Genomic DNA, 24023 nt, shown 5'->3' with positions numbered 1-24023 from the left:
TATCATATAGTAAGCCGATGATCATTCATGCAATAGATATATAGTCGATATTACTTCGAGCCGATATCTATCGCGGCGGCTGAGAGCAGCCAATCTCGAAAGGCAGTCAGGGCAGGATGGTCACGTCTCTCGCGTGGCGCGCACAGGAAGTAACCGCGATTGAGCCGGATCGGCAGATCGAAAGGCGCGATGACCTGGCCAGCCTGCAGTGCATCGCGCACCAGGCACCTCTGCAAGACCGCCACGCCCATGTCTGCCTTCACGGCCTCGAGCAGGATCGAGACCTGGTCGAAGCCCCTGGCAAGCGTCGGCGCAGCACTGGGTACGCCAGCCGCGCGCAGCCAGTTCTGCCAGTTCGCGGGTGCGGTGGTGTGGTAGAGCAAGGGTTCGTCGAGCAATTCGTCCGGCGATTGCCACTGCCGCGTCTCGGCGCGGGCAGGGTGGCAGACCGGCACCATTTCACGTCCGATCACATAATCGGCCTGCCAGCCCGGCCACTGGCCCGCTTCGCCCGCCAGGATTGCGGCATCCGGCCGGGCGCCGGAGAAGTCCTCGTCGCGCCGATAGGGGACGAAGTCCAGGTGAATCTCTGGATGGCGACGCTGGAAGTCCGGCAGGCGCGGAACGAGCCAGACACTGGCCAGTGTGGGGACGGCGGACAGGATCAGATGATGGCGGCGATCCGTCGCAAGCATGGATGCGCTGGCGGTCTCAATGGCTGCCAAGTGCACCGCGATCGCCTCCAGGTAGCTGCGGCCGGCGTCGGTCAGGGTCAGGCGATGGGCGTTGCGATGGATCAGCGGTTGGCCGAAGTGGGATTCCAGACGAGATATCGCCCGGCTGATGGCGCCCTGGGTGACGCACAGTGTCTCGGCCGCACGCGTGAAACTGCCCAACCGGGCCGCCGTGGCGAACGCGTGCAGCTCTGACATCGACGGGGAACGGATGCGCATGACCGGGCCGCCTAGGATGATCTTTGGTAATGGAAGCGTGCAATATAGTCGTTTGTGCAGGGCCGGTAAACTCCCGACACTCGCTGCTCGGTACCCCGAAATTCGAGAACGAGAAGAGGAGTTTGATCAGATGACCCGAGTCCGCAATGCTGCCAGCACGCGCCGGCATTTCCTGCTTTCCACCGCCGTGTCCGCTGCAGTGGGTACGCTCGCCACGGTTGGTTTGACGGCGTCGGCGTTCGCGCAATCCAACTATCCAAACAAGCCGATCCGCCTGGTTGTGCCATTCGCCGCGGGTGGCTCGACGGATCTGTCGGCGCGTCTCGTTGCGGAGTTCGCAGGACGTGAGCTGGGGCAGACCATCGTCGTCGACAACAAGGGCGGGGCGGGTGGTTCGATCGGCATGGAACAGGTGGCACGTGCCACGCCGGACGGCTACACGATCGGCATGGCCACGGTCAGCACGCACGGGTCCAACCCGGCGGTCTATCCGAAGCTCGGCTATGACCCGATCAAGGACTTCGCCCCGGTGACCAACGTGGTGGCGATTCCGAGTGTGTTCGCCGTACATCCGAGCGTGCCCGCCAAGACAATGCAGGAGTTCATCGCCCTGGCGAAGGCGCACCCGGGCAAGTACACGTTTGCATCGCCGGGCGCGGGGTCGCTGGGTCATGTGAACATCGAGAACTTCATGATGCTGGCCAAGATCGATCTGCTGCATGTGCCGTACAAGGGCGCGGGGCTGGCGCTCAACGATGCGGTGGCGGGGCAGGTCAACGCGATTACGGACAACCTGTCGTCGACGCTTCCCCACGTGAAAGCGGGCCGGCTGCGTGCGCTGGCGGTGCTCGGGGCGCAGCGGTCGGCACAGTTGCCCAATGTGCCGACCTATGCCGAACTCGGTTTCAAGGACATGGGTGAGGGCGGCTGGTTCGGTATCGTCGCGCCGGCCGGCACGCCCCAGCCGGTGATCGACAAGTTGAATGCCGCAATCCACAAGGCCATGCAGAACCCCGAGTTCAAGCGGAAGGTGGAGGAGTCTGGTGGCACGCTGGTGCCGACGACGCCTGACCAGTTCAAGGTGCAAATCCAGCAATCAATCGCCCGCTACGCCCGCGTGGTCAAGGCCGCCAATATCAAGCTGGACTAAGCCATGACGACGTTTGAAGCAGTGCAGGGCGACGCGACGGTGGGGCCGTTCCTCTTGTTTGCGCCCGAAGGCGCGGCGTTGCCGCTGGTCTGTGACTCGCCACATAGCGGCATCCACTATCCGACGGACTTCGGTGCGGCCGTGTCTCTGCAGCGGCTGCGTGGCGGAGAAGATACGCATATCGATGCCTTGTGGTCCGCCATCCCGAAGGTCGGCGGGACGCTGATCGGGGCGACCTTTCCGCGCGTTTATATCGATCCGAACCGGATGCTCGACGACCTGGATCCGGAGTTGCTGGCAGCAGCGTGGCCGACACCGCTGTCGCCCGGGGAGAAGACCAGGCTCGGCTACGGTCTGGTTTGGCGCAATATCGATGCGGCCACCCCGATCTACGATCGTAAGTTGACAGTGGACGAGGTGCGGAACCGGATCGATCGCTATTACCGCCCGTACCATGCGGCGCTGTCGACAGCGGTGGAGTCTGCATACGCGCGCTTCGGCGCGGTTTGGCATCTGAACCTGCATTCGATGCCGAACAACGCCTATGAGCGCCTGAAGATCCAGAGCCCGCATCCGTTGGCTGACTTCGTGCTCGGAGACCGGGACGGGACCACCTGCGAGCCGGGTATCGTCGATCTGGTCGAGCGGGAGTTGAGGGGTATGGGCTACACCGTCGCACGTAATGACCCGTACAAGGGTGTGCAGCTGATCGCGCAGATTGGCCGCCCGGCCGAGCGGCGCAATAGTCTGCAGATTGAGATCCGGCGGCCGCTGTACATGGATGAAGCCAGCAAGGTGCCGAATGCTGGTTTCGAAACCCTGCAGCGAGACCTGGGTGTGCTGAGCGAGAAGGTGGCGACATACATCCGGAGCCAGATCTGAGACCACGTTTCACGTGAAACATGTGAGGCAGAGAAGGGCAGAGGGAAGGCCCCGCGGAAGCGGGGCCTTCTTCTTTTGGCTCGGGAGTGTTTCACGTGAAACACACTTTGCTTCGCCAGGTACCGCACACGCCATGTTTCACGTGAAACATCGTGTCCGACCGAAGGCGGGGAATCGATTGCCGCTATAATTCGACATCCCGATTTTTCCCGCCCAGCCTCCCGGAGGAGGTGTCCCATGCTTTACCCGAAAGAATTCGACGTCATTGTCGTCGGCGGTGGTCACGCCGGCACCGAAGCAGCCCTCGCCGCCGCGCGCATGGGCTGCCAGACGCTGCTTCTGAGCCACAACATCGAAACGTTGGGGCAGATGAGCTGCAATCCGTCGATCGGTGGCATCGGCAAGGGGCATCTGGTCAAGGAAGTGGACGCCATGGGTGGCGCGATGGCTGCCGCCACCGATGAGGCGGGCATCCAGTTCCGCATCCTGAACTCCAGCAAGGGCCCGGCCGTTCGGGCGACCCGTGCCCAGGCGGACCGAGTGCTGTATCGCAAGGCCATCCGCACGCGGCTGGAGAACCAGCCAAACCTGATGCTGTTCCAGCAGGCCGTGGATGACCTGATGGTGGAGGGTGACCGCGTGGTCGGTGCTCGTACCCAGGTTGGCATCGACTTCCGCGCGCGCGCGGTGGTGCTGACGGCTGGTACCTTCCTGGACGGCAAGATCCACGTTGGCCTCGATAACTACACGGGCGGTCGTGCGGGCGACCCTGCAGCCGTGTCGTTGTCGGCGCGACTCAAGGAACTGAAGCTGCCGCAGGGCCGCCTGAAGACCGGTACGCCGCCGCGCATTGATGGTCGCACGATCGACTTTTCGGTGATGGAAGAGCAGCCCGGCGACCTAGACCCGGTGCCGGTGTTCTCGTTCCTGGGCCGTCCGGAGCAACATCCGCAGCAACTGCCGTGCTGGATTACCCATACCAATAGCCGTACCCACGACGTCATTCGCGGCGGTCTCGATCGCTCGCCGATGTACACCGGTGTGATCGAAGGGGTAGGGCCGCGCTACTGCCCGAGTATCGAGGACAAGATCCATCGCTTTGCCAGCAAGGAAAGCCATCAGATCTTCCTGGAGCCAGAAGGGCTGACGACCAACGAGTTCTATCCGAACGGCATCTCGACGAGCCTGCCTTTCGACGTACAGCTTGAGCTTGTCCACTCGATTCGGGGACTGGAGAACGCACATATCCTGCGTCCGGGCTATGCGATCGAGTATGACTACTTCGACCCACGCGGGCTGAAGGCATCACTGGAGAGCAAGGCAATTGAGGGCTTGTTCTTCGCCGGCCAGATAAATGGCACGACCGGCTACGAGGAAGCGGCGGCACAGGGTCTGCTGGCCGGGATCAACGCCGGTTGCTACGTACGTGAACGCGACGCCTGGACGCCGCGCCGCGACCAGGCATATCTTGGCGTGCTGGTCGATGACCTGATCACCCGCGGTGTGACCGAGCCGTACCGCATGTTCACCAGCCGTGCGGAGTTCCGCCTGAGCCTGCGCGAGGACAACGCGGACATGCGTCTGACCGAAATCGGTCGCGAACTCGGTGTGGTGGACGATGTCCGCTGGGATGCCTTCAATCGGAAGCGCGACGCTGTTTCACGTGAAACAGAGCGACTCAAGAGCACCTGGGTCAATCCGACCTTGTTGCCCGAGGCTGACGCCGTCCCGCTGCTCGGAAAGGCCATCGAGCGCGAATACTCGCTCGCAGATCTGCTGCGCCGTCCCGAAGTCCGTTATGAGGCGCTTGTCGCCCTGCAGGATGGCCGCTTTGCACCGGAAGCGCCGCTCGACGAAGACAAGATGCTTGCCGAGCAGATTCGCGAGCAGATCGAGATCGGTATCAAGTACCACGGATATATCGCACGCCAGGCTGCCGAAGTGGACAAGCTCGAAGCCAACGAGTCGACCAAGCTGCCGCCGAACTTCGACTATACCGAGGTGCGTGGCCTGGGCTTCGAGGTGAGCCAGAAGCTGAACCAGCATCGCCCGGAAACGCTCGGTCAGGCTTCGCGTATCTCCGGCGTGACGCCTGCGGCTATCTCGCTGCTGTTGGTACACCTGAAAAAGAAGGGCATGGGGCGCGCCGCGACCCAGACATCGGCAACCCCGGTGGCCGGCAATGGACAGGAGGCTGCCTGAGTGGGTGGTTCCCGACATTTCGCGGTCGACGACGCCGCGCAACGCCGCCGGCTCGAAGCCGGACTGGACGCGATCGGGCTGGCACTGACGCCAGCCCAGATCGATACGCTTTTTGCGTACCTGACGCTGCTCCGCAAATGGAATGGCGTCTACAACCTCACCGCGATTCGTCATCCTGACGAAATGCTCACGCATCATCTGCTCGATTCGCTGACGGCTGTCCCGGCGTTGGCCGAAGCCGCTCGCTCCGCAAACGTGGCGCAGGGCGCGCGGGGCAGGGTGCTCGACGTCGGCTCGGGCGGTGGGATGCCGGGCATGCCGCTGGCGATCTCGTGCCCGGATGTGTCGGTGCTGATGGTCGACATCGTGCAGAAAAAGACCGCATTCCTGACGCAGTGCCGTGCCCAGTTGCACCTGACCAATGCGGCTGCCCACTGGGGGCCTGTGGAAAAGATCGACGACGAACAGGGCTATGCCGTGATCACCTCGCGCGCATTCGCAGAATTGACCGATTTCGTGGCGTTGTCCGGGCACCTGCTGGCGCCGGGCGGAAAGCTGATCGCCATGAAGGGAGTCTATCCGCAGGCGGAGATCGATCGCATGGAAGCGGCCGGTCTGATGGCTGACTGGCAGGTGGAAGCGGTACCGAAACTGGTAGTACCTGAGCTCGATGTGGAACGGCACCTTGTTGTGCTGTCCCGGCGTTGAAATCGGTTGGGTAATTTATTGAGCACATGTTCCGCATGGCGGAATTGTGCACTGAGGAGCTGCAAGCGCATATGGCCAAGGTATTCGTGATCGCAAACCAGAAGGGCGGCGTCGGCAAAACCACCACCACGGTGAACCTGGCCGCCGGCCTGGCAGCGCAGGACCAGCGCGTCTTGCTGGTCGACCTTGATCCGCAGGGCAATGCCTCGATGGGGTCGGGCATCGACAAGCAGGCGCTGGAACACAGCGTGTACCAGGTACTGGTGGGGCTCGCCACGGTCCCCGAGGCGCGCCAGCGATCCGAATCGGGGCGCTATGACGTGCTGCCTGCCAACCGTGAACTGGCTGGTGCCGAAGTGGAACTGGTCGAGCTCGACCAGCGCGAACGTCGGCTCAAGCAGGCGCTGGCCGAAGTCGACGAGGAATACGACTTCGTGCTGATCGATTGCCCGCCGTCGCTGTCGTTGCTGACGCTGAACGGCCTGTGCGCGGCGCACGGTGTGATCGTGCCGATGCAGTGCGAGTACTTCGCGCTCGAAGGACTGTCGGACCTCGTCAATACGATCAAGCAGGTGCATGCGAACCTGAATCGCGACCTCAAGGTGATCGGGTTGCTGCGCGTCATGTTCGATCCGCGCGTGACGCTGCAGCAGCAGGTGTCGGCCCAACTCGAGGCCCACTTCGGCGACAAGGTATTCAAGACTGTGATTCCGCGTAATGTGCGTCTGGCCGAAGCGCCTTCCTATGGCATGCCGGGCGTGGCGTTCGATGCCTCGTCCAAGGGCGCGAAGGCGTATCTCGATTTCGGCGCGGAGATGATCGCGCGCGTGCGACAGCTCGGCTGAGCACGTCACTGAAACAGCAGGGAAGGGACAGCAAGGATGGCGACGATGAGTACCGCAAAGAAGAAGGGACTGGGTCGGGGGCTGGAAGCACTGCTCGGCGGCCCTGCAGAGATCGTTGAAACCTCGAAGCAGGAGGGTGCGCCGTCTGTGCTGCGCGTCGATCAGCTTCAGCCTGGCAAGTACCAGCCGCGCACGCGCATGGACGAAGGCGCGCTCCAGGAACTGGCCGCGAGCATTCGCGCTCAGGGGCTGATGCAGCCGATTCTGGTGCGCCGCGTGGCCGAGCCTGATCGCTACGAGATCATCGCCGGTGAGCGCCGCTACCGCGCTTCGAAGCTTGCGGGTCTCGACAAGGTGCCGGTGCTCGTGAAGGACGTCGCCGACGAGGCTGCGGCCGCCATGGCGCTGATCGAGAACATCCAGCGTGAAGACCTGAACCCGCTGGAAGAGGCGCAAGGCATCATGCGCCTGATCCGCGAATTCCGTTTCACGCACGAGCAGGCGGCCGAATCCGTGGGTCGCTCGCGCAGTGCGGTATCGAATCTGCTGCGTCTGCTCAATCTTGCCGCACCTGTCCAGACCATGCTGATGGCTGGCGATCTCGACATGGGACACGCGCGCGCGTTGCTGGCTGTCGACGGCGCGAATCAGATCACGCTGGCCAACCAGATCGTCAACAAACGGTTGTCCGTGCGCGAGACCGAGAAGCTGGTGGCATCGACGCTCAAGCCGTTTGATCTGAAGTCCCTGAAGCAGAAGTCGGGCAATGGCACACGCGATGTGGCGCGGCTCGAAGAAGAGCTTTCCGATACGCTGGGCCTGTCTGTGCAGATCAAGCTCGGCGCGCGTGGCAAGGGCCAGCTCACAATTCACTTCGCCAGCAACGACGCACTGGACGGTGTGCTCACGCGCCTGCGCGAACCGCAGGCCAGCGCCTAACCTGTTCCATACATTCCGGCAACCTATTCCTTGCGGTTGCCGGAAGGTTGTCGGTCTCGCGCGACACGTATACAGCGTTCCGCTGATCTGCGCGATTACCGAACGCCGTCGACGGGAATAGCGGTCGTGCAGTCGCTGACGGATCCGACATCATGCGCGCCAATGCTGGCGCAATCCAATTACGTTTCAGATCGTTGCGGCGCAATATCCGGCCAGCCATCATGAAGGCGTGATAGCAGCCGTTGTGCGAAATTCACTGCAAGCAATCTGAAAGCAGATTGACTGATGTTAGCGATTCCTAATAGAATCGTGCGGTTTGAATTCTGGCCGGGCCTGAAAAGTTCCGGCCTGGAATGAGGCAGGGCAGGTGGTGGTTCGAGACCGTCAGCAGGACCGTTCGCAAGCCGGCAAGGCGTCCGGAAACGATCGTCGAGGTGAGCGCCAGCAAGACGCGTGGCGTGACGACGATTGGGATGATAGCGCCGAGCGCGAGGAAGTAGCTGTCGATCCGCTGTCACATGCTGAAGCGGTGAAGCTGCTTGGCGAGCGTGCGTTGCGTCCATCGCGCATGACGCCCGGCAAGGTGGTACTGGCACAGGTCGCCGTGACGCTGTTGTCGGCGCTTGCTTGGGCGATATTCGCGCATGAGCATGCGCCGTCGGGCTGGTCGGCCTTGTTCGGCGGCATGGTGTGTGTGATCCCCAGTGGCTTCTTTGCGTTGCGCCTGTGGATGTCGCGCAGGCAGCCGACGGTTGGCGGCCTGGTGGCCGGCGAGGCAATCAAGGTGTTCAGTACCGTCGCACTGTTCGTGCTGGTGGTGGTGCTGTACCGCGATCTGCGCTGGATACCGATGCTCGTCACGTTCTTGCTGGTGTTGAAGACTTACTGGGTGGCGCTCGCAATTCGCTAGGCGGTGCGGGCACTGGTTGCAGATGAGGCAACCCCCGGGGAAATCAAGAGGTTTCAAGCGCGATGCGTCACAACGGTGCCGTGTCGCGTGACTAAGGTTTGCCAAGAATAACTAGTCGTCCTTGCTCCATGCGGTGACCGGTCATGTGACCGAAGGCTAAGCAAGACGTGTACCGGGAGTCGGCCGAAGGCGGGTTTCCGATGTCAGATTTCGCAATATACGGTTCGTTTCGACATGTCAGCTGAAGCTACTCAAGGCGCGGAGCACGTGCTCACACCCTCAGGCTATATCGCCGAACACTTGCAGAACTTTAATTCGGTCGGCGGCAAGCAGCATTCCGTGGTCGATTTCAGTGTCCTGAACTACGACACTGTGTTCTGGTCGGTGCTGTGCGGCGTGATCGCCATCCTGTTCCTCTACATGGCCGCTCGCCGCGTGACGGCCGGCGTGCCGGGCCGTTTCCAGGCCTTCGTGGAAATGATCGTCGAGATGGTGGACGACCAGGCCAAGGGAATCATTCACGGCGACCGCTCGTGGATCGCTCCGCTCGCGCTGATGGTGTTCTGCTGGATCACCATGATGAACGCGATCGACTTGATCCCTGTGGATTGGGTCACCGGCCTGAACGGTCTGCTGGGCATCTTCCACATCCATCTTCCGCACCACCGCGCAGTGGCCACGGCCGACCTGAACGGCACGCTGGGCATGTCGTGCTCGGTTCTGGTGCTGATGATCTACTACAGCTTCAAGATCAAGGGCGCGGGCGGCTTCATGCACGAACTGTTCTCGGCCCCGTTCGGCGCCAAGTGGTATCTGGCCCCGTTCAACCTGATCCTGAACATCATCGAATTCCTGGCCAAGGCCGTTTCGCTCGGCATGCGGTTGTTCGGCAACATGTACGCCGGCGAACTCGTGTTCCTGCTGATCGCGCTGCTGGGTTCCATCTGGACGTTTAGTGCTGATCTGAGCGCGCTGGGCTTCGTTGGACATGTGGTTGCCGGTACCGTCTGGGCCATCTTCCACATCCTGATCGTTCTGCTGCAGGCATTCATTTTCATGATGCTGACGCTGGTGTATATCGGCCAGGCTCACGATCACCACTGATTTTCGGTTTTTGGTTTTTTGGTTTTTTGGTTCTAAGTCTCTCTAAATTAAAGGAGTCATCATGCAAGCATATCTCGCCAACATCCAGGGTCTGACCGCTATCGGTATCGGCATCATCATCGGTCTGGGCGCTATCGGCGCCTGCCTGGGTATCGCCCTGATGGGTGGCAAGTACATCGAAGCGTGCGCACGTCAGCCTGAGCTGATGAACCCGCTGCAAACCAAGATGTTCCTGCTGGCTGGCCTGATCGACGCTGCATTCCTGATCGGTGTGGGTGTTGCAATGCTGTTCGCCTTCGCCAACCCGCTGCTGTCCGTCATTCAGTAAGTCTTTTCGGTCTGCATGATGCTGACGGGCGGCGTGGGCCTCAGTCCGATGGCCTGGCCGCCCTTGTGCATTTATCTGTAGTTTGATTACCGAAAGGAACACACCATGAATCTGAACGCAACGTTTTTTGCGCAGATGGTCGTGTTCTTCATCCTGTGGTGGGTTGTTGCCAAATTCATTTGGCCGCCGCTGGTGAAGGCGCTCGACGAACGCGCAAAGAAGATCGCCGATGGCCTCGCCGCTGCCGAAAAAGGCAAGGCGGAGCTTGAACTCGCCAACAAGCGTGTGGACCAGGCTATGGCCGAAGCCCGCACCGAAGGCGCCCAACGTGTGGCCGACGCTGAAAAGCGTGCCCAGTTGACTGCCGACGAGATCAAGCAGAACGCCCAGGCAGAAGCCGCACGCATCATCGCTCAGGCCAAGGCCGAAGCAGAACAGCAAGTGACCCGCGCGCGTGAATCGCTGCGCGACCAGGTCGCTGTGCTGGCCGTGAAGGGTGCAGAGCAGATCCTCAAGCGTGAAGTGAACGCGCAGGTCCACGCAGACCTGCTCAATCAACTCAAGGCTGAGCTCTAATCATGGCTGAAACCGCAACCATTGCCCGTCCCTACGCGGAGGCGCTCTTCCGCGTCGCCAGTGAAGCCGGTGCAGGCAACCTGGGTGCATGGTCCGAGCTGGTGTCGGAAATGGGGCAGGTTGCCGCCAATCCCGACATGCAGGCGCTCGCCACCGACCCGAACATTTCCGGCGACAAGCTCGAGGAAGTGTTCCTGTCGGTGCTGAAGAGCCCGGTCAACGACGAAGCTCGCCGCTTCGTGAAGCTGCTGGTGGAAAACAGCCGCCTGACAGCGTTGCCGGAAATCGCCGAACAGTTCCATGCGCTCAAGAACGCCCGCGAGGGCTCGTCCGATGTCGAGATCACCAGTGCATTCCCGCTGGACGCCTCGCAGACGAACGAACTGGTCGCCGCACTCGAACGCAAGTTCGGCCGCAAGCTGTACGCAAAGGTGGCGGTGGACCCGTCGCTGATCGGTGGCGTAAGCGTCAAGGTCGGTGACGAAGTGCTCGACACCTCCGTGCGCTCGCGTCTGGCTGCCATGCAAGCCGCGCTGACCGCCTGACCGCAACGGCCGACGGATTGAAGAATTAGGAGCATTGTGATGCAACTGAACCCCTCAGAAATCAGCGAGCTGATCAAGTCCCGCATCTCGGGTCTTGGCGCCGACGCTGAAGTGCGCAACACCGGCACGGTAATTTCCGTGACCGATGGTATCTGCCGCGTGCACGGCCTGTCCGGCGTGATGCAGGGCGAGATGCTGGAATTCCCGGGTAACACCTACGGCCTGGCACTGAACCTCGAGCGCGACTCGGTGGGTGCCGTGGTTCTGGGTGAGTACGAACACATTTCGGAAGGCGATACGGTCAAGTGCACCGGCCGCATTCTGGAAGTGCCGGTTGGCAAGGAACTGCTGGGCCGCGTGGTGAACACGCTGGGTCAGCCGATCGACGGCAAGGGCCCGATCAACGCCAAGGAAACGGACGTGATCGAGAAGGTCGCTCCGGGCGTGATCGCGCGTCAGTCGGTGAGCCAGCCGGTGCAGACCGGTCTGAAGTCGATCGACGCAATGGTGCCGATCGGCCGTGGCCAGCGTGAGCTGATCATTGGCGACCGCCAGACCGGCAAGACCGCCGTGGCCGTCGACTCGATCATCAACCAGAAGGGCAAGGGCGTCTTCTGCGTGTACGTGGCAATCGGCCAGAAGGCTTCGACGATCTCCAACGTGGTGCGCAAGCTGGAAGAGCACGGCGCCATGGAGTACACGATCGTCGTGGCCGCAACGGCTTCGGACTCGGCCGCCATGCAGTACCTGGCTGCCTACGCCGGCTGCACGATGGGCGAGTACTTCCGCGACCGCGGTGAAGACGCGCTGATCGTTTATGACGATCTGACCAAGCAGGCCTGGGCCTACCGTCAGGTGTCGCTGCTGCTGCGCCGCCCGCCGGGCCGCGAAGCCTACCCTGGCGACGTGTTCTACCTGCACTCGCGTCTGCTCGAGCGCGCTGCCCGCGTGAACGAAGACTACGTGGCCAAGTTCACGAACGGCGCCGTTACCGGCAAGACCGGTTCGCTGACCGCGCTGCCCGTGATCGAAACGCAGGCTGGTGACGTGTCCGCATTCGTGCCGACCAACGTGATCTCGATTACCGACGGTCAGATCTTCCTGGAAACCGACCTGTTCAACGCCGGTATCCGCCCTGCTATCAACGCCGGTATTTCGGTGTCGCGTGTGGGTGGTGCAGCGCAGACCAAGGTCGTCAAGAAGCTGTCCGGTGGTATCCGTACCGACCTGGCCCAGTACCGTGAACTGGCTGCGTTCGCGCAGTTTGCTTCGGACCTGGACGACGCTACCCGCAAGCAGCTCGAGCGCGGCCGCCGCGTGACCGAACTGCTCAAGCAGCCGCAATACCAGCCGCTGCAGGTGTGGCAGCTCGCCGCGTCGCTGTATGCCGCCAACAACGGCTTCCTCGACAACGTCGACGTGAAGGACATTCTGCCGTTCGAGAAGGGCCTGCACGACCACCTGAAGACCAAGTTCGCCGACCTCGTCAACCGCATCGAAGATACCAAGGATCTGTCGAAGGAAGACGAAGCCGCCCTGCGTGCAGCGATCGAGGATTTCAGGAAGTCCGCCGCGTTCTAACCGCGTGATTCCATGTGTTGCGCCGGGCGCGCCGTAAGGCGCGTGGCGCGGCACAAGTGGAGAGGAAGATATGGCCGGAACGAAAGAGATTCGAACCAAGATCAAGAGCGTGCAAAACACGCGCAAGATCACCAAGGCGATGGAGATGGTCGCCGCATCCAAGATGCGCAAGGCGCAGGAACGGATGCGCAACGCCCGCCCCTACGCCGAGAAAGTGCGGAATATCGCGGCGCACCTGGCCTCTGCCAACCCCGAGTTCAAGCATCCGTTCATGGTGGCACGCGACGTCAAGCGCGCCGGCATGATCGTGGTGACGACCGACAAGGGTCTGTGCGGTGGCCTGAACACCAACGTGCTGCGCGCGGTGACCAACGAACTGAAAGACCTGCAGGGCCAGGGCGTGAACGTGCAAGCGACCGCCATCGGTACCAAGGGCATGCAGTTCCTGGGTCGCATCGGCGCCAAGGTGGTCTCGCATGTGGTGCAGCTGGGTGACACCCCGCATCTGGAAAAGCTGATCGGCGCGATCAAGGTTCAGCTTGACGCCTATACCAACGGCGAAGTCGACGCGGTGTACTTGGCATATACCAAGTTCATCAACACGATGAAGCAGGAGCCGATGGTCGAGCAACTGCTGCCGCTGGCAGCGGACAAGCTGAGCCAGACCGAAGATGAAAAGCGCGCCTACTCGTGGGATTACATCTACGAGCCCGACGCCCAGACCGTTGTGGAAGAGCTGCTCGTCCGCTACGTCGAAGCGCTGGTGTACCAGGCCGTGGCCGAGAACATGGCGTCGGAGCAATCCGCGCGTATGGTGGCCATGAAGGCTGCATCCGACAACGCCAAGAACGTGATCGGCGAACTGCAACTGGTCTACAACAAGACCCGTCAGGCAGCGATTACGAAGGAACTGTCGGAAATCGTCAGCGGTGCCGCTGCGGTCTAAGGCGTCAAGAATTCAAGCTATCGGAGATACGAAATGAGTATCGGAAATATTGTGCAGTGCATTGGCGCCGTGGTGGACATCGAGTTCCCGCGCGACGCAATGCCGAAGGTGTACGACGCACTCGTGCTCGAAGAGGGCAACGACAAGTCGTTCGCCGAGAAGGGTCTGACCTTCGAAGTGCAGCAACAGCTCGGCGACGGCGTGGTGCGTACCATTGCCCTGGGCTCGTCGGACGGCCTGCGCCGTGGCATGTCGGTGAAGGGCACCGGTGCCCCCATCTCCGTGCCGGTTGGCCACGGCACGCTGGGTCGCATCATGGACGTGCTGGGTCGCCCGATCGACGAAGCTGGTCCGATCGAAGCTGACGAAAAGCGCGCGATTCACCAGAAGGCACCGAAGTTCGACGAACTGTCGCCGTCGGTTGACCTGCTGGAAACGGGTATCAAGGTTATCGACCTGGTATGCCCGTTCGCGAAGGGCGGTAAGGTGGGTCTGTTCGGTGGCGCCGGTGTGGGCAAGACCGTGAACATGATGGAACTCATCAACAACATCGCCAAGCAGCACAGCGGTCTGTCGGTGTTTGCCGGCGTGGGCGAGCGTACCCGTGAAGGGAACGACTTCTACCACGAAATGAAGGACTCGAACGTGCTCGACAAGGTGGCCATGGTGTTCGGCCAGATGAACGAGCCGCCGGGCAACCGTCTGCGCGTGGCGCTGACCGGCCTGACGATGGCCGAGCGCTTCCGTGACGAAGGCCGTGACATCCTGTTCTTCGTCGACAACATCTACCGCTACACGCTGGCCGGTACCGAAGTGTCGGCACTGCTGGGCCGTATGCCTTCCGCCGTGGGCTATCAGCCGACGCTGGCTGAAGAAATGGGCAAGCTGCAGGAGCGTATTACGTCGACCAAGACTGGCTCGATCACGTCGATCCAGGCCGTGTACGTGCCTGCGGATGACTTGACCGACCCGTCGCCGGCTACCACGTTCCTGCACCTGGACTCGACCGTCGTGCTGTCGCGTGACATCGCCGCGCTGGGTATCTACCCTGCCGTCGACCCGCTCGACTCGACCTCGCGCCAGCTGGATCCGCAAGTCGTGGGTACGGAACACTACGAAGTGGCCCGCCGCGTTCAGCAGACCCTGCAGCGCTACAAGGAACTGCGCGACATCATCGCGATTCTGGGCATGGACGAACTGTCGCCGGAAGACAAGCTCTCCGTGTCGCGTGCGCGTAAGATCCAGCGTTTCCTGTCCCAGCCGTTCCACGTGGCCGAAGTGTTCACGGGTTCGCCGGGCAAGTACGTGCCGCTGAAGGAAACCATCCGTGGTTTCAAGATGCTGGTGGATGGCGAGTGCGATCACCTGCCCGAGCAGGCGTTCTACATGGTTGGCTCGATCGACGAAGCCTTCGAGAAGGCCAAGAAGCTTCAGTAAGCAGCGTCTTTCGCCTTCATGCGCCGTTGCGGCTGTCCTGGCGAAGTCAGCCGGTGTACGTGGCAGCCGCGAGCATGAGGGCGAGACACATGCTTCCTGATTTCGGGAAGCCAACGCTTTCTGAAGAAAGGATCAAATATGGCAACCATTCTTGTAGACGTCGTCAGCGCGGAAGCGTCGATCTTCTCCGGTCAGGCGAAGTTCGTGGCGCTGCCGGGCGAGTCGGGTGAACTGGGTATCCTGCCGGGTCACACGCCGCTGATTACCCGCATCCAGCCGGGCGCGGTGCGCATCGAGAAGGAAGACGGCGGCGAAGAGTTCGTGTTCGTTGCCGGCGGCATTCTCGAAGTGCAGCCCCAGCACGTCACTGTGCTGGCCGATACCGCGATTCGCGGTACGGATCTGGATGAGGCCAAGGCTAGCGAAGCCAAGCGCGCGGCCGAGGAATTGCTGCAGAATCAGAGCAGCGATCTGGATCTGGCGCGTGCCCAGAGCGAACTGGCCGTGGCCGCTGCGCAGCTTGCTGCAATCGCCCGCCTGCGTCGTAAGAAGTAAGCATTTAAGTCGTACCGCCGCGCTGTTGTATTTTTGGCGCGGCACTAAAAAAGGCAGCCCGCGGGCTGCCTTTTTTTTCTGACGGGCGCTATATTTCGTGGCCTGGACCACAAAAAAAAGCGCGCGGGCCGGGGAGGCTCCGCGCGGACGGGAAAATCCCTTCGAGGGGTCAATTCGAAGGAACGGGTACGGTCCAGGCTACTCTTACACGCGCATCGGAGTGTTCTCTCCGCAACATGCGCACCGGTCTTCCTGGTTTTCCGGATCAACCAGCAACATCTGCTGGGCTGGTCCGGATAAATCTGGTCACTACCTGAGGGGCTTTCTTCAGCGCCCCATATTTTCAATGCTTTAGCGGCGGGGGGCGCCTCACACCAAGCATCGGTCTGTCAATGCATTGTGGGGGAAACTTCTGGCCATGGCAGTAACAAAATGTATCGTTTTGCAAGTAGTTGAAAGGCGGCCGCGTATGGATACGTCGTTCTGAACACTTTCTGGCTTGCTTGAAAGCGTTTTCATCGCGTGTTCCGTCATAATGTGCGCCAGGAAGTGCAAAAACGAAGACTTGCTAGTGTCTTGAATGCATTACGTTTTCTGCCCATTAATAGGCCGTGTTCCCCACATTCGGGGGATAAGAAAAATCGGGTTTCCGATTTTGTGTTCGGCAGCGCATTCAGCGTTACGATTCGAAACGGTTAGCAAAGCGATTTTCGAAGTTTCCGATGGCCATCGACCCCCAGCTACTCAGCTATTACCGCCAGATGGCGGACCTGTACTCCAACGAACCCATTCCCGAGGATGCCGCAGCGCGGCGCTCGCGCTTCGAGGATGTGGCCGCACGCTCGCGTCTGCCGGACCCCGAGGAGATCTCCGTAACCGACCTCGCGATCCCGGTGGACGGCGCGGCGTTGACGGTGCGCTTGTTCAGGCCCGCCACTGTTGAGCAGCCTCGACTGATTGTCTATTTCCACGGTGGTGGCTGGGTCGTCGGCTCGCCGGAAACGCATCACACGGTGGCGGCGCTGCTGGCAGCCGACACCCAGTGCGTCGTCGCCAGTGTCGACTACAGGCTGGCCCCGGAATACGCGTTTCCAACCCCTTGTGACGATGCGGTGGCAGCCGTGCAATGGCTCGCTGCATCGCGCGAGTCGCTTGGCGTGCATCCAGATTTTCTCGCCGTGGCTGGCGACAGCGCAGGCGCGCATCTGGCTGCGGCAGCGGCCCGGGTCGTCAACGAGCAGCGCCGTGCGCATATCGTCCAGGCGCAGTTGCTGATCTACCCCGTGGCCGCGCCATTGCTCACGACCGAGAGCTATCGCGCGTTCGCGAACGGGCCTGGTCTCACCCGCGACGAGATGGCGTGGTACTGGACGCAATTCATCGGCGCCGAAGAACTAGCCAAGGGCGCCGAGCAGGACGATCCCCGGATCCATTTGATGGCATCGCCGCCCGCCATGTTGCCCCCCGCCAGCGTGGTGCTTGTGGCGGCCAATGACGTGCTGCGTGATGACGGCCTGGCCTACGCCAACTTCCTCGTGCGCCACGATGCACCGGTGATCACGATCGAGGCGTCAGGTATGACACATGGCTTTGCGCGTCTGCAACCGGATGCGCCACGTGCGCGGGAGTGGATGCGCCGAGCCGCCGATGCGTTCACAGGTGTGTTCGACGACCTATGAGGTCCTCGGTGACGCTCTGAGGCCCGATCCAGCGCAAGCATTCGTGTGGATATCACTCGCCATGGGGCTTGCGGGTGCGGGCATCCCTTAGAATGTCGGTCTCACGAGGATGACCATGACCGCATTGCAGAACGACACCTTCCTGCGGGCGCTGCGCCGGCAACCCACTGAATACACGCCCCTCTGGCTCATGCGCCAGGCGGGTCGCTACCTGCCCGAGTACAACGCCACGCGCGCGCGCGCCGGCAGCTTCCTCGGCCTGGCCAAGAACCCGGCCTACGCGACCGAGGTGACGCTGCAGCCGCTCGACCGCTATCCGCTCGACGCCGCGATCCTCTTTTCGGACATCCTCACCGTACCCGATGCGATGGGCCTCGGCCTGTCGTTCGCGCAGGGCGAAGGCCCGCGTTTCGCGCATCCGCTGCGCACGGAAGCCGACGTGGCGAAGCTCGCGGTGCCGGACATGGCCTCGCTGCAGTACGTGTTCGATGCGGTCAGCGAAATCCGCAAGGCGTTGGTGCAGGACGGCCGTCAGCGTGTGCCGCTGATCGGCTTCTCGGGCAGCCCGTGGACGCTGGCCTGCTATATGGTCGAAGGTGGCGGCTCGGACGACTTCCGCACCGTCAAGGCGATGATGTACGCCCGGCCCGACCTGATGCATCGCATTCTCGACATCAATGCCACCGCCGTGTCCGCGTACCTCAACGCGCAGATCGAAGCCGGGGCCCAGGCCGTGATGGTTTTCGACACCTGGGGCGGCGCGCTGGCGGATGGCATGTATCAGGCCTTCTCGCTCGCGTACATGCGCAAGGTACTCCAGGGCCTCAAGCGCGAGCACGACGGCCAGCAGATCCCGGTGATCGTATTCACCAAAGGCGGCGGCATCTGGCTCGAGGAAATCGCCGGGATTGGCCCGGATGCGATCGGGCTCGACTGGACCGTGAACCTGGCGAAAGCTCGCCGTCGGACCGAAGGCCGCGTGGCACTGCAGGGCAATATCGACCCGACCGTGCTGTTCGCGTCCGAATCGGCCATCCGCGAACAGGTACGGGGCGTGCTCGACTCCTACGCATCCGCCGGTGGCAGCGATGGACACGTCTTCAACCTCGGCCACGGCATTTCGCAGTTCACGCCGCCCGAGAACGTTTCGGTCCTGGTTGACGAAGTGCACAACCATAGCCGCAAGCTGCGTGCCGGGCAGGTTGCAGCGGCCGTCTGAAGCAGGCGTTTTCCCCGCGGCGCAGCGATTCGCCGACCCGACTGCGCCGCTGTGTCGCAGTCGGCGCTATCGATAAGCTGTCAAGTAAACTATTTGCGATATTTCGCCAAAAAGGTGCCGGGCGGTTGCTGTCAAGGCTTGACTTATGCACACCGATAGGTTTGCCGCACCGCAAGACGGGGTAACCCCTTAACTCAGTTGGGGGGTGTTTGCAACCCATTGATTCATAAGGCTTTGATTCTTTCTTTAAGAACCGTGTAAGGTCGATGAAAGCCTTGATTTATGGGCCTTGCGGGGAACTCGGCGCGACTTTTCAACAAAGTTATCCACAGGCGTGACAGATACCTTGGAAAAGCCACCAAGGATCATCGACTTAGGGTCACATTTCAGGTTTTACTTTAAGTTGATGTTGCGCCGCACACAGACCCGTTCGGAAATTTCTGTTACGCCAGCCATGCACAACCATCGCGCAGCCGGACTGCACCACGCTGGAGCTGGTCAATGACATCGGCGGCGGCGCCTGTGGATACTGCGTTACAGCCCGCATCCGCTGAGGCTGCGGCGGGCCTCGTGCGCGTCGCATTGGATACCCCCGCTGACGACTACTTCGACTATCTGGCGGATGCCACGGTGATGCCGGGCGAGCTCGTGGTCGTGCCATTTGGCAAGCGCCATGTCATGGGGGTCGTGCTCGATCGACCCGACAACACCGAGGTACCCGCAGACCGCCTGAGGCCGGTGACGGGCCATCTGACGTGGATGCCCCCGCTCAACGCCGCGTGGATCGGCCTCGCGCGTTTTGCCGCGCGGTACTACCACCGCTGCCTGGGCGAAGTGATGCTGCCCGCGCTGCCGCCGTCGCTGCGCGATCCGCAGACCTGGGAACGGCTGGAACACCGCGCACGAACCACGCAGTACCGGGTACACCCGGCGCAGTCAGAAGCCTTGCTGGCGGCAGCGCCGTCGCGCGCGCGAACCGTGCGGGCGCTGGCTGAAGCATTGATTGCGGCACCTGACGGGCTGCGCCTTGCTGAAGCCCGCGAGATTTGCACGGCGGCCCCGGCACGGCTGGCCGAGTGGGAGGCCGCCGGCTGTATCCAAAGCACCCATGCGGACCGTCCGCTACTCGATACGGCCCCCACGCAACTGCCATCTGTCGCCCCGACGCTCCATGACGAGCAGCGTGCGGCCGTGGATGCCATCACCGACGCCGAAGGCTATGCCGCCTTCCTGCTCCACGGGGTGACCGGCAGCGGCAAGACGGAGGTCTATCTCCACGCCATCGCCGCCCGATTGGACGAGGACCCAGCCGCCCAGGTACTGATGCTGGTCCCTGAGATCAACCTCACTCCCCAACTGCAGGCGCGTATCGCCGAGCGCTTTCCTGACCAGCCACTGGCCGTCCTTCACAGTGGACTGGCCGATCAGGAACGCAGCCTCCAGTGGCTGGCGGCGCATCGCGGCGAGGCGCGTATCGTGCTCGGCACACGCATGGCCGTCATGGCATCCGTGCCGAACCTGAAGCTGATCGTGGTCGATGAAGAGCACGACACTTCCTACAAGCAACAGGAAGGCCTGCGGTACTCTGCACGCGATTTGGCCGTGTGGCGTGCCAACCAGTTGGGTATCCCGGTAGTGCTCGGCTCGGCCACGCCGTCCATGGAGTCCTGGTACCGGGCAGAGCAGGGCGCCTATCGCAAGCTGGTGCTGCGGGATCGTGCTCAGGCGGATGCCGCGCTGCCCACGGTCAGGCTGATCGACCTGAACCATGAACGCCAGCGTCAGCGCACGCTCTATGAAGGGTTGTCGGTGCCGCTGCTCGATGCCATCCAGCAGCGGCTGGATCGGGGGCAGCAGAGCCTGTTGTTCCTGAACCGGCGGGGCTACGCGCCAGTGCTGGCCTGCGACAGTTGCGGCTGGCTCTCGGGCTGCCCGCGATGCTCGGCGTACCTGGTGCTGCATCGCCCGGAGCGGCGGTTGCGCTGCCACCATTGCGGGCTCGAGGCGCCCGTGCCACATCATTGCCCCGACTGCGGCAATGTCGACATCGCGCCGCTCGGCCGGGGTACGCAGCGGATCGAGGAAGCGCTGGCCGCACGTTTTCCACAGGCACGCATCGCCCGGATCGACGCGGACTCCACGCGGCGCAAGGGCAGTGCGCAGGCCATGCTCGACGAGGTCCATGCCGGCGAGGTCGACATCCTTGTGGGTACGCAGATGGTGGCCAAGGGGCACGACTTCCAGCGTGTCACGCTGGTGGGCATCGTCCACCCTGATGCCGCCATGTTCAGCCACGATTTCCGCGCGGCCGAGCACCTGTTTGCGTCCCTGATGCAGGTGTCGGGCCGCGCCGGCAGGGCAGGGCAGGGCGGCGAGGTGCTGATCCAGACCCGCTACCCAGATGCCCCCGCATTGCAGGCTTTGGTTCGCCATGACTATGATGGATTCGCAGCCAGCCAGTTGCGAGAGCGCCGGCAGGCCGGGTTGCCCCCGTATGCCTACCAGGTGCTGGTGACGGCCGAGCACGCGCAGCTCGAGCGCGCGCTTGCCTTCCTGCAGGCCGCTCGCGCGTGCGCGGATGCCAGTCCGCTGGCATCCGAAGTGCAACTGCATGACCCGGTGCCGATGTCGATGGTGCGCCTGTTCAACAAGGAGCGCGCCCAGATGCTCGTCGAAGCCGGCTCCCGCCCGTTATTACAACGGTTTGTCAGTGAGTGGGTACGGACTTTCGATGATGCCGCGACGCGTGTCAAAGGGGTGCGTTGGCAATTGGAAATCGATCCGCTACGCATTTGAGCGGAGCAGTCGCCACGCCGGAAAGTTGCGAAAGTGCAACCTTTTGTCCGCAAGCGAGCTTAGGGGTTGCACTAGGTTGCACCTCGTAATTCTCCGAGAGTAAGATCGCGCCAGTCCGGCTATCTGGCGGGTACGCACACGCGCGTATCGCCGGTGCAGCCAACCGATATTCCAAGATTCGCTGGAGAACCGATCGCATGGCCACCACCACCCTCGGCGTCAAGCTCGACGACGCATCGCGCGAACGCCTGAAGCGCGTTGCTCAGTCCATCGACCGCACCCCGCACTGGCTGATCAAGCAGGCCATCTTCACGTACCTGGAGCAGGTGGAACGCGGCCATCTGCCTCATGAAGCTGGCGCCGGCGCCACTGCAGATACCGACGGCGCCGATGCCGGCGACGCGACGCAGGCCGACGCCGCGCCGCAACCTTTCCTCGAATTTGCGCAGAGCGTCCAGCCGCAGTCGGTCCTGCGCGCGGCCATCACGTCCGCCTACCGCCGTCCGGAAACCGAATGTGTGCCGGTGCTGCTGGAGCAGGCGCGCCTGCCGCAGGCGCAGGCCGATGCCGCCATCAAGATGGCGCGAGCCCTGGCGGCCCGGCTGCGCGAGCAGAAAGTAGGCAGTGGACGCGAGGGGCTGGTGCAGGGGCTGATCCAGGAGTTCTCGTTGTCGTCGCAGGAAGGCGTGGCGCTGATGTGCCTGGCCGAAGCGCTGCTGCGCATCCCCGACAAGGCCACGCGCGATGCGCTGATCCGCGACAAGATCAGTGGCGCCAACTGGCAATCGCATCTGGGGCAGAGCCCGTCGCTGTTCGTCAACGCTGCTACCTGGGGCCTGCTGCTGACCGGCCGGCTGGTGGCCACGCACACCGAAGCCGGACTGTCGAAGGCGCTGACGCGCATCATCGGCAAGGGCGGCGAGCCGCTGATCCGCAAGGGCGTGGATATGGCGATGCGCCTGATGGGCGAGCAGTTCGTGACTGGCGAAACGATCTCCGAGGCGCTGGCCAACGCGCGCAAGTACGAGGAAGAGGGCTTCCGTTACTCGTATGACATGCTCGGCGAAGCCGCGATGACCGAGGCCGATGCCCAGCGCTACCTGGCGTCCTACGAGCAGGCGATCCACGCGATCGGGCAGGCTTCGCGCGGCCGCGGCATCTATGAAGGCCCGGGCATCTCGATCAAGCTATCGGCGCTGCACCCGCGCTATAGCCGCGCGCAGCACGAGCGCGTGATCACCGAACTCTACGGTCGTCTGAAGAGCCTGACGATGCTGGCCCGCCAGTACGACATCGGTATCAACATCGACGCCGAGGAAGCGGATCGCCTGGAAATCTCGCTCGACCTGCTTGAGCGGCTCTGCTTCGAGCCGGAGCTGGCCGGTTGGAACGGCATCGGCTTCGTGGTGCAGGGCTATCAGAAGCGCTGCCCGTTCGTGATCGATTATCTGATCGACCTGGCGCGCCGTAGCCGGCACCGCCTGATGATCCGCCTGGTCAAGGGCGCGTACTGGGATAGCGAGATCAAGCGCGCCCAGGTCGACGGCCTGGAGGGCTACCCGGTCTACACGCGCAAGGTCTACACCGATGTGTCGTATGTGGCCTGCGCCCGCAAGCTGCTGTCGGTGCCCGACGCGATTTATCCACAGTTCGCCACCCACAACGCCCACACGCTGTCGGCCATCTACCAGATCGCCGGCCAGAACTATTACCCCGGGCAGTACGAATTCCAGTGCCTGCACGGCATGGGCGAGCCGCTGTACGACCAGGTGGTGGGCCCGGTGGCGGACGGCAAATTCAACCGGCCGTGCCGGATCTACGCGCCGGTCGGCACCCACGAAACGCTGCTGGCGTACCTGGTGCGCCGCCTGCTGGAGAACGGCGCCAACACCTCGTTCGTGAACCGGATCGCCGACGAGACGATCGCGCTCGACGATCTCGTCGCCGACCCGGTGGCCGTGGTCGAAACCATGCACAAGACCGAGGGCGTGCTTGGCCTGCCGCATCCGCGTATCCCGCAGCCGCGCGCGCTGTATGGCAAGTCGCGCGCCAATTCGGCCGGCATCGACCTGTCGAACGAACATCGGTTGGCGTCGCTGTCGTCCGCGCTGCTGGCCGGCACCAGCGAGACGCCGCGCGCGGAACCGCTGCTCGGCGCCGCAGTGGCGGGCACGGATACCACGTCCGAGCCGGTACTGAATCCGGCGGATCGTCGCGACGTAGTGGGGCAGGTCAGCGAGGCAACGCCGGCTGAGATCGAAGCCGCGCTTGTGGCCGCCGTCAACGTGGCGCCGATCTGGCAGGCCACGCCGCCCGAAGTGCGTGCTGCCGCGCTGGAACGTGCCGCCGACCTGATGGAAGCCCAGATGCAGTCGCTGATGGGCATCATCATGCGCGAGGCCGGCAAGACGTTTTCGAACGCCATCGCCGAAGTGCGCGAGGCGGTCGACTTCCTGCGCTACTACGCGGTGCAGGTCCGCGCGTCGTTCTCGAACGATACCCATCGCCCCCTTGGTCCGGTGGTCTGCATCAGCCCGTGGAATTTCCCGCTGGCGATCTTCACCGGCCAGGTGGCCGCCGCGCTGGCAGCCGGGAATCCGGTGCTGGCCAAGCCGGCAGAACAGACGCCGCTGATTGCCGCCGCCGCCGTGCGCCTGCTGCGCGACGC

General features: G+C 62.8%; 20 protein-coding genes. 19 read left to right on the top strand and 1 reads right to left on the bottom strand.

Features of this window, described 5'->3' with window-relative positions; all coding sequences use genetic code 11:
• Positions 1-50 precede the first annotated feature (50 nt).
• A complete protein-coding gene (locus tag D769_RS23485; RefSeq protein WP_008650172.1) occupies positions 51-953 on the bottom strand; it encodes a LysR substrate-binding domain-containing protein in 903 nt (300 codons plus the stop codon).
• Positions 954-1083: 130 nt separating this feature from the next.
• Here D769_RS23485 and D769_RS23480 point away from each other — a divergent pair, with 130 nt between their 5' ends.
• From D769_RS23480 to putA, 19 genes are all read left to right on the top strand, one after another.
• On the top strand, positions 1084-2103 hold the full coding sequence (locus D769_RS23480; protein WP_008650170.1) for a tripartite tricarboxylate transporter substrate binding protein BugE: 1020 nt from the start codon (positions 1084-1086) through the stop codon (positions 2101-2103).
• A 3-nt stretch (positions 2104-2106) separates the two neighbouring features.
• Positions 2107-2985 (top strand): N-formylglutamate amidohydrolase, encoded by an 879-nt coding sequence (locus D769_RS23475; RefSeq protein ID WP_008650169.1) that lies wholly within the window; start codon positions 2107-2109, stop codon positions 2983-2985.
• Between the two features lie 237 nt (positions 2986-3222).
• Complete coding sequence (gene mnmG, locus D769_RS23470; RefSeq protein WP_008650168.1) at positions 3223-5187, top strand: tRNA uridine-5-carboxymethylaminomethyl(34) synthesis enzyme MnmG; 1965 nt, start codon at positions 3223-3225, stop codon at positions 5185-5187.
• A complete protein-coding gene (gene rsmG, locus D769_RS23465; RefSeq protein WP_008650167.1) occupies positions 5188-5895 on the top strand; it encodes a 16S rRNA (guanine(527)-N(7))-methyltransferase RsmG in 708 nt (235 codons plus the stop codon).
• 71 nt (positions 5896-5966) lie between these two features.
• On the top strand, positions 5967-6740 hold the full coding sequence (locus D769_RS23460; RefSeq protein ID WP_008650166.1) for a ParA family protein: 774 nt from the start codon (positions 5967-5969) through the stop codon (positions 6738-6740).
• A 45-nt stretch (positions 6741-6785) separates the two neighbouring features.
• Complete coding sequence (locus D769_RS23455) at positions 6786-7679, top strand: ParB/RepB/Spo0J family partition protein (RefSeq protein WP_029306859.1); 894 nt, start codon at positions 6786-6788, stop codon at positions 7677-7679.
• A gap of 367 nt (positions 7680-8046) precedes the next feature.
• A complete protein-coding gene (locus tag D769_RS23450; protein WP_008650164.1) occupies positions 8047-8589 on the top strand; it encodes an ATP synthase subunit I in 543 nt (180 codons plus the stop codon).
• 234 nt (positions 8590-8823) lie between these two features.
• Positions 8824-9693 (top strand): F0F1 ATP synthase subunit A, encoded by an 870-nt coding sequence (gene atpB, locus D769_RS23445; RefSeq protein ID WP_024569221.1) that lies wholly within the window; start codon positions 8824-8826, stop codon positions 9691-9693.
• Between the two features lie 61 nt (positions 9694-9754).
• Complete coding sequence (gene atpE / locus D769_RS23440; protein WP_008650162.1) at positions 9755-10021, top strand: F0F1 ATP synthase subunit C; 267 nt, start codon at positions 9755-9757, stop codon at positions 10019-10021.
• Positions 10022-10126: 105 nt separating this feature from the next.
• Positions 10127-10597 carry a F0F1 ATP synthase subunit B gene (locus D769_RS23435; RefSeq protein WP_008650161.1) on the top strand — a complete coding sequence of 157 codons (471 nt, stop codon included), beginning with the start codon at positions 10127-10129 and terminating at the stop codon, positions 10595-10597.
• Between the two features lie 2 nt (positions 10598-10599).
• Entirely contained in the window at positions 10600-11142 is a 543-nt protein-coding gene (locus tag D769_RS23430) for a F0F1 ATP synthase subunit delta (protein WP_008650160.1), read from the top strand.
• Positions 11143-11181: 39 nt separating this feature from the next.
• Positions 11182-12723 carry a F0F1 ATP synthase subunit alpha gene (atpA, locus tag D769_RS23425; RefSeq protein ID WP_008650159.1) on the top strand — a complete coding sequence of 514 codons (1542 nt, stop codon included), beginning with the start codon at positions 11182-11184 and terminating at the stop codon, positions 12721-12723.
• A 70-nt stretch (positions 12724-12793) separates the two neighbouring features.
• On the top strand, positions 12794-13669 hold the full coding sequence (gene atpG, locus D769_RS23420) for a F0F1 ATP synthase subunit gamma (protein ID WP_008650158.1): 876 nt from the start codon (positions 12794-12796) through the stop codon (positions 13667-13669).
• 33 nt (positions 13670-13702) lie between these two features.
• Complete coding sequence (atpD, locus tag D769_RS23415) at positions 13703-15106, top strand: F0F1 ATP synthase subunit beta (RefSeq protein ID WP_008650157.1); 1404 nt, start codon at positions 13703-13705, stop codon at positions 15104-15106.
• A gap of 138 nt (positions 15107-15244) precedes the next feature.
• Positions 15245-15661: a F0F1 ATP synthase subunit epsilon gene (locus tag D769_RS23410; RefSeq protein ID WP_008650156.1), complete on the top strand. Its 417-nt coding sequence runs from the start codon at positions 15245-15247 to the stop codon at positions 15659-15661.
• A 722-nt stretch (positions 15662-16383) separates the two neighbouring features.
• Positions 16384-17340, top strand: coding sequence for an alpha/beta hydrolase (locus D769_RS23405; protein ID WP_008650154.1), 957 nt, complete (start codon positions 16384-16386; stop codon positions 17338-17340).
• A 115-nt stretch (positions 17341-17455) separates the two neighbouring features.
• A complete protein-coding gene (gene hemE, locus D769_RS23400) occupies positions 17456-18559 on the top strand; it encodes a uroporphyrinogen decarboxylase (RefSeq protein WP_008650152.1) in 1104 nt (367 codons plus the stop codon).
• Between the two features lie 501 nt (positions 18560-19060).
• Entirely contained in the window at positions 19061-21355 is a 2295-nt protein-coding gene (locus D769_RS23395) for a primosomal protein N' (protein ID WP_008650150.1), read from the top strand.
• Between the two features lie 197 nt (positions 21356-21552).
• A partial coding sequence (gene putA, locus D769_RS23390; RefSeq protein WP_008650147.1) for a bifunctional proline dehydrogenase/L-glutamate gamma-semialdehyde dehydrogenase PutA occupies positions 21553-24023 on the top strand: 2471 nt, incomplete at its 3' end.

It is taken from the genome of Cupriavidus sp. HMR-1 (genome assembly GCF_000319775.1).
GTDB classification, from domain to species: Bacteria; Pseudomonadota; Gammaproteobacteria; order Burkholderiales; family Burkholderiaceae; genus Cupriavidus; species Cupriavidus metallidurans.
The sequence above is the reverse complement of the archived record's forward strand: the minus strand, read 5'-3'. Positions and strand labels throughout refer to the sequence as shown.

What these genes read in the sequence shown, in the direction of transcription:
- D769_RS23395 (WP_008650150.1), top strand. Translation starts at nt 19,061, where the DNA reads ATGACATCGGCGGCGGCGCCTGTGGATACTGCGTTACAGCCCGCATCC.
- mnmG (WP_008650168.1), top strand. Translation starts at nt 3,223, where the DNA reads ATGCTTTACCCGAAAGAATTCGACGTCATTGTCGTCGGCGGTGGTCAC.
- atpA (WP_008650159.1), top strand. Translation starts at nt 11,182, where the DNA reads ATGCAACTGAACCCCTCAGAAATCAGCGAGCTGATCAAGTCCCGCATC.
- atpG (WP_008650158.1), top strand. Translation starts at nt 12,794, where the DNA reads ATGGCCGGAACGAAAGAGATTCGAACCAAGATCAAGAGCGTGCAAAAC.
- atpE (WP_008650162.1), top strand. Translation starts at nt 9,755, where the DNA reads ATGCAAGCATATCTCGCCAACATCCAGGGTCTGACCGCTATCGGTATC.
- D769_RS23480 (WP_008650170.1), top strand. Translation starts at nt 1,084, where the DNA reads ATGACCCGAGTCCGCAATGCTGCCAGCACGCGCCGGCATTTCCTGCTT.
- D769_RS23405 (WP_008650154.1), top strand. Translation starts at nt 16,384, where the DNA reads ATGGCCATCGACCCCCAGCTACTCAGCTATTACCGCCAGATGGCGGAC.
- D769_RS23455 (WP_029306859.1), top strand. Translation starts at nt 6,786, where the DNA reads ATGAGTACCGCAAAGAAGAAGGGACTGGGTCGGGGGCTGGAAGCACTG.
- D769_RS23475 (WP_008650169.1), top strand. Translation starts at nt 2,107, where the DNA reads ATGACGACGTTTGAAGCAGTGCAGGGCGACGCGACGGTGGGGCCGTTC.
- D769_RS23410 (WP_008650156.1), top strand. Translation starts at nt 15,245, where the DNA reads ATGGCAACCATTCTTGTAGACGTCGTCAGCGCGGAAGCGTCGATCTTC.
- D769_RS23460 (WP_008650166.1), top strand. Translation starts at nt 5,967, where the DNA reads ATGGCCAAGGTATTCGTGATCGCAAACCAGAAGGGCGGCGTCGGCAAA.
- D769_RS23430 (WP_008650160.1), top strand. Translation starts at nt 10,600, where the DNA reads ATGGCTGAAACCGCAACCATTGCCCGTCCCTACGCGGAGGCGCTCTTC.
- D769_RS23485 (WP_008650172.1), bottom strand. Translation starts at nt 953, where the DNA reads ATGCGCATCCGTTCCCCGTCGATGTCAGAGCTGCACGCGTTCGCCACG.
- atpB (WP_024569221.1), top strand. Translation starts at nt 8,824, where the DNA reads ATGTCAGCTGAAGCTACTCAAGGCGCGGAGCACGTGCTCACACCCTCA.
- atpD (WP_008650157.1), top strand. Translation starts at nt 13,703, where the DNA reads ATGAGTATCGGAAATATTGTGCAGTGCATTGGCGCCGTGGTGGACATC.
- hemE (WP_008650152.1), top strand. Translation starts at nt 17,456, where the DNA reads ATGACCGCATTGCAGAACGACACCTTCCTGCGGGCGCTGCGCCGGCAA.
- D769_RS23435 (WP_008650161.1), top strand. Translation starts at nt 10,127, where the DNA reads ATGAATCTGAACGCAACGTTTTTTGCGCAGATGGTCGTGTTCTTCATC.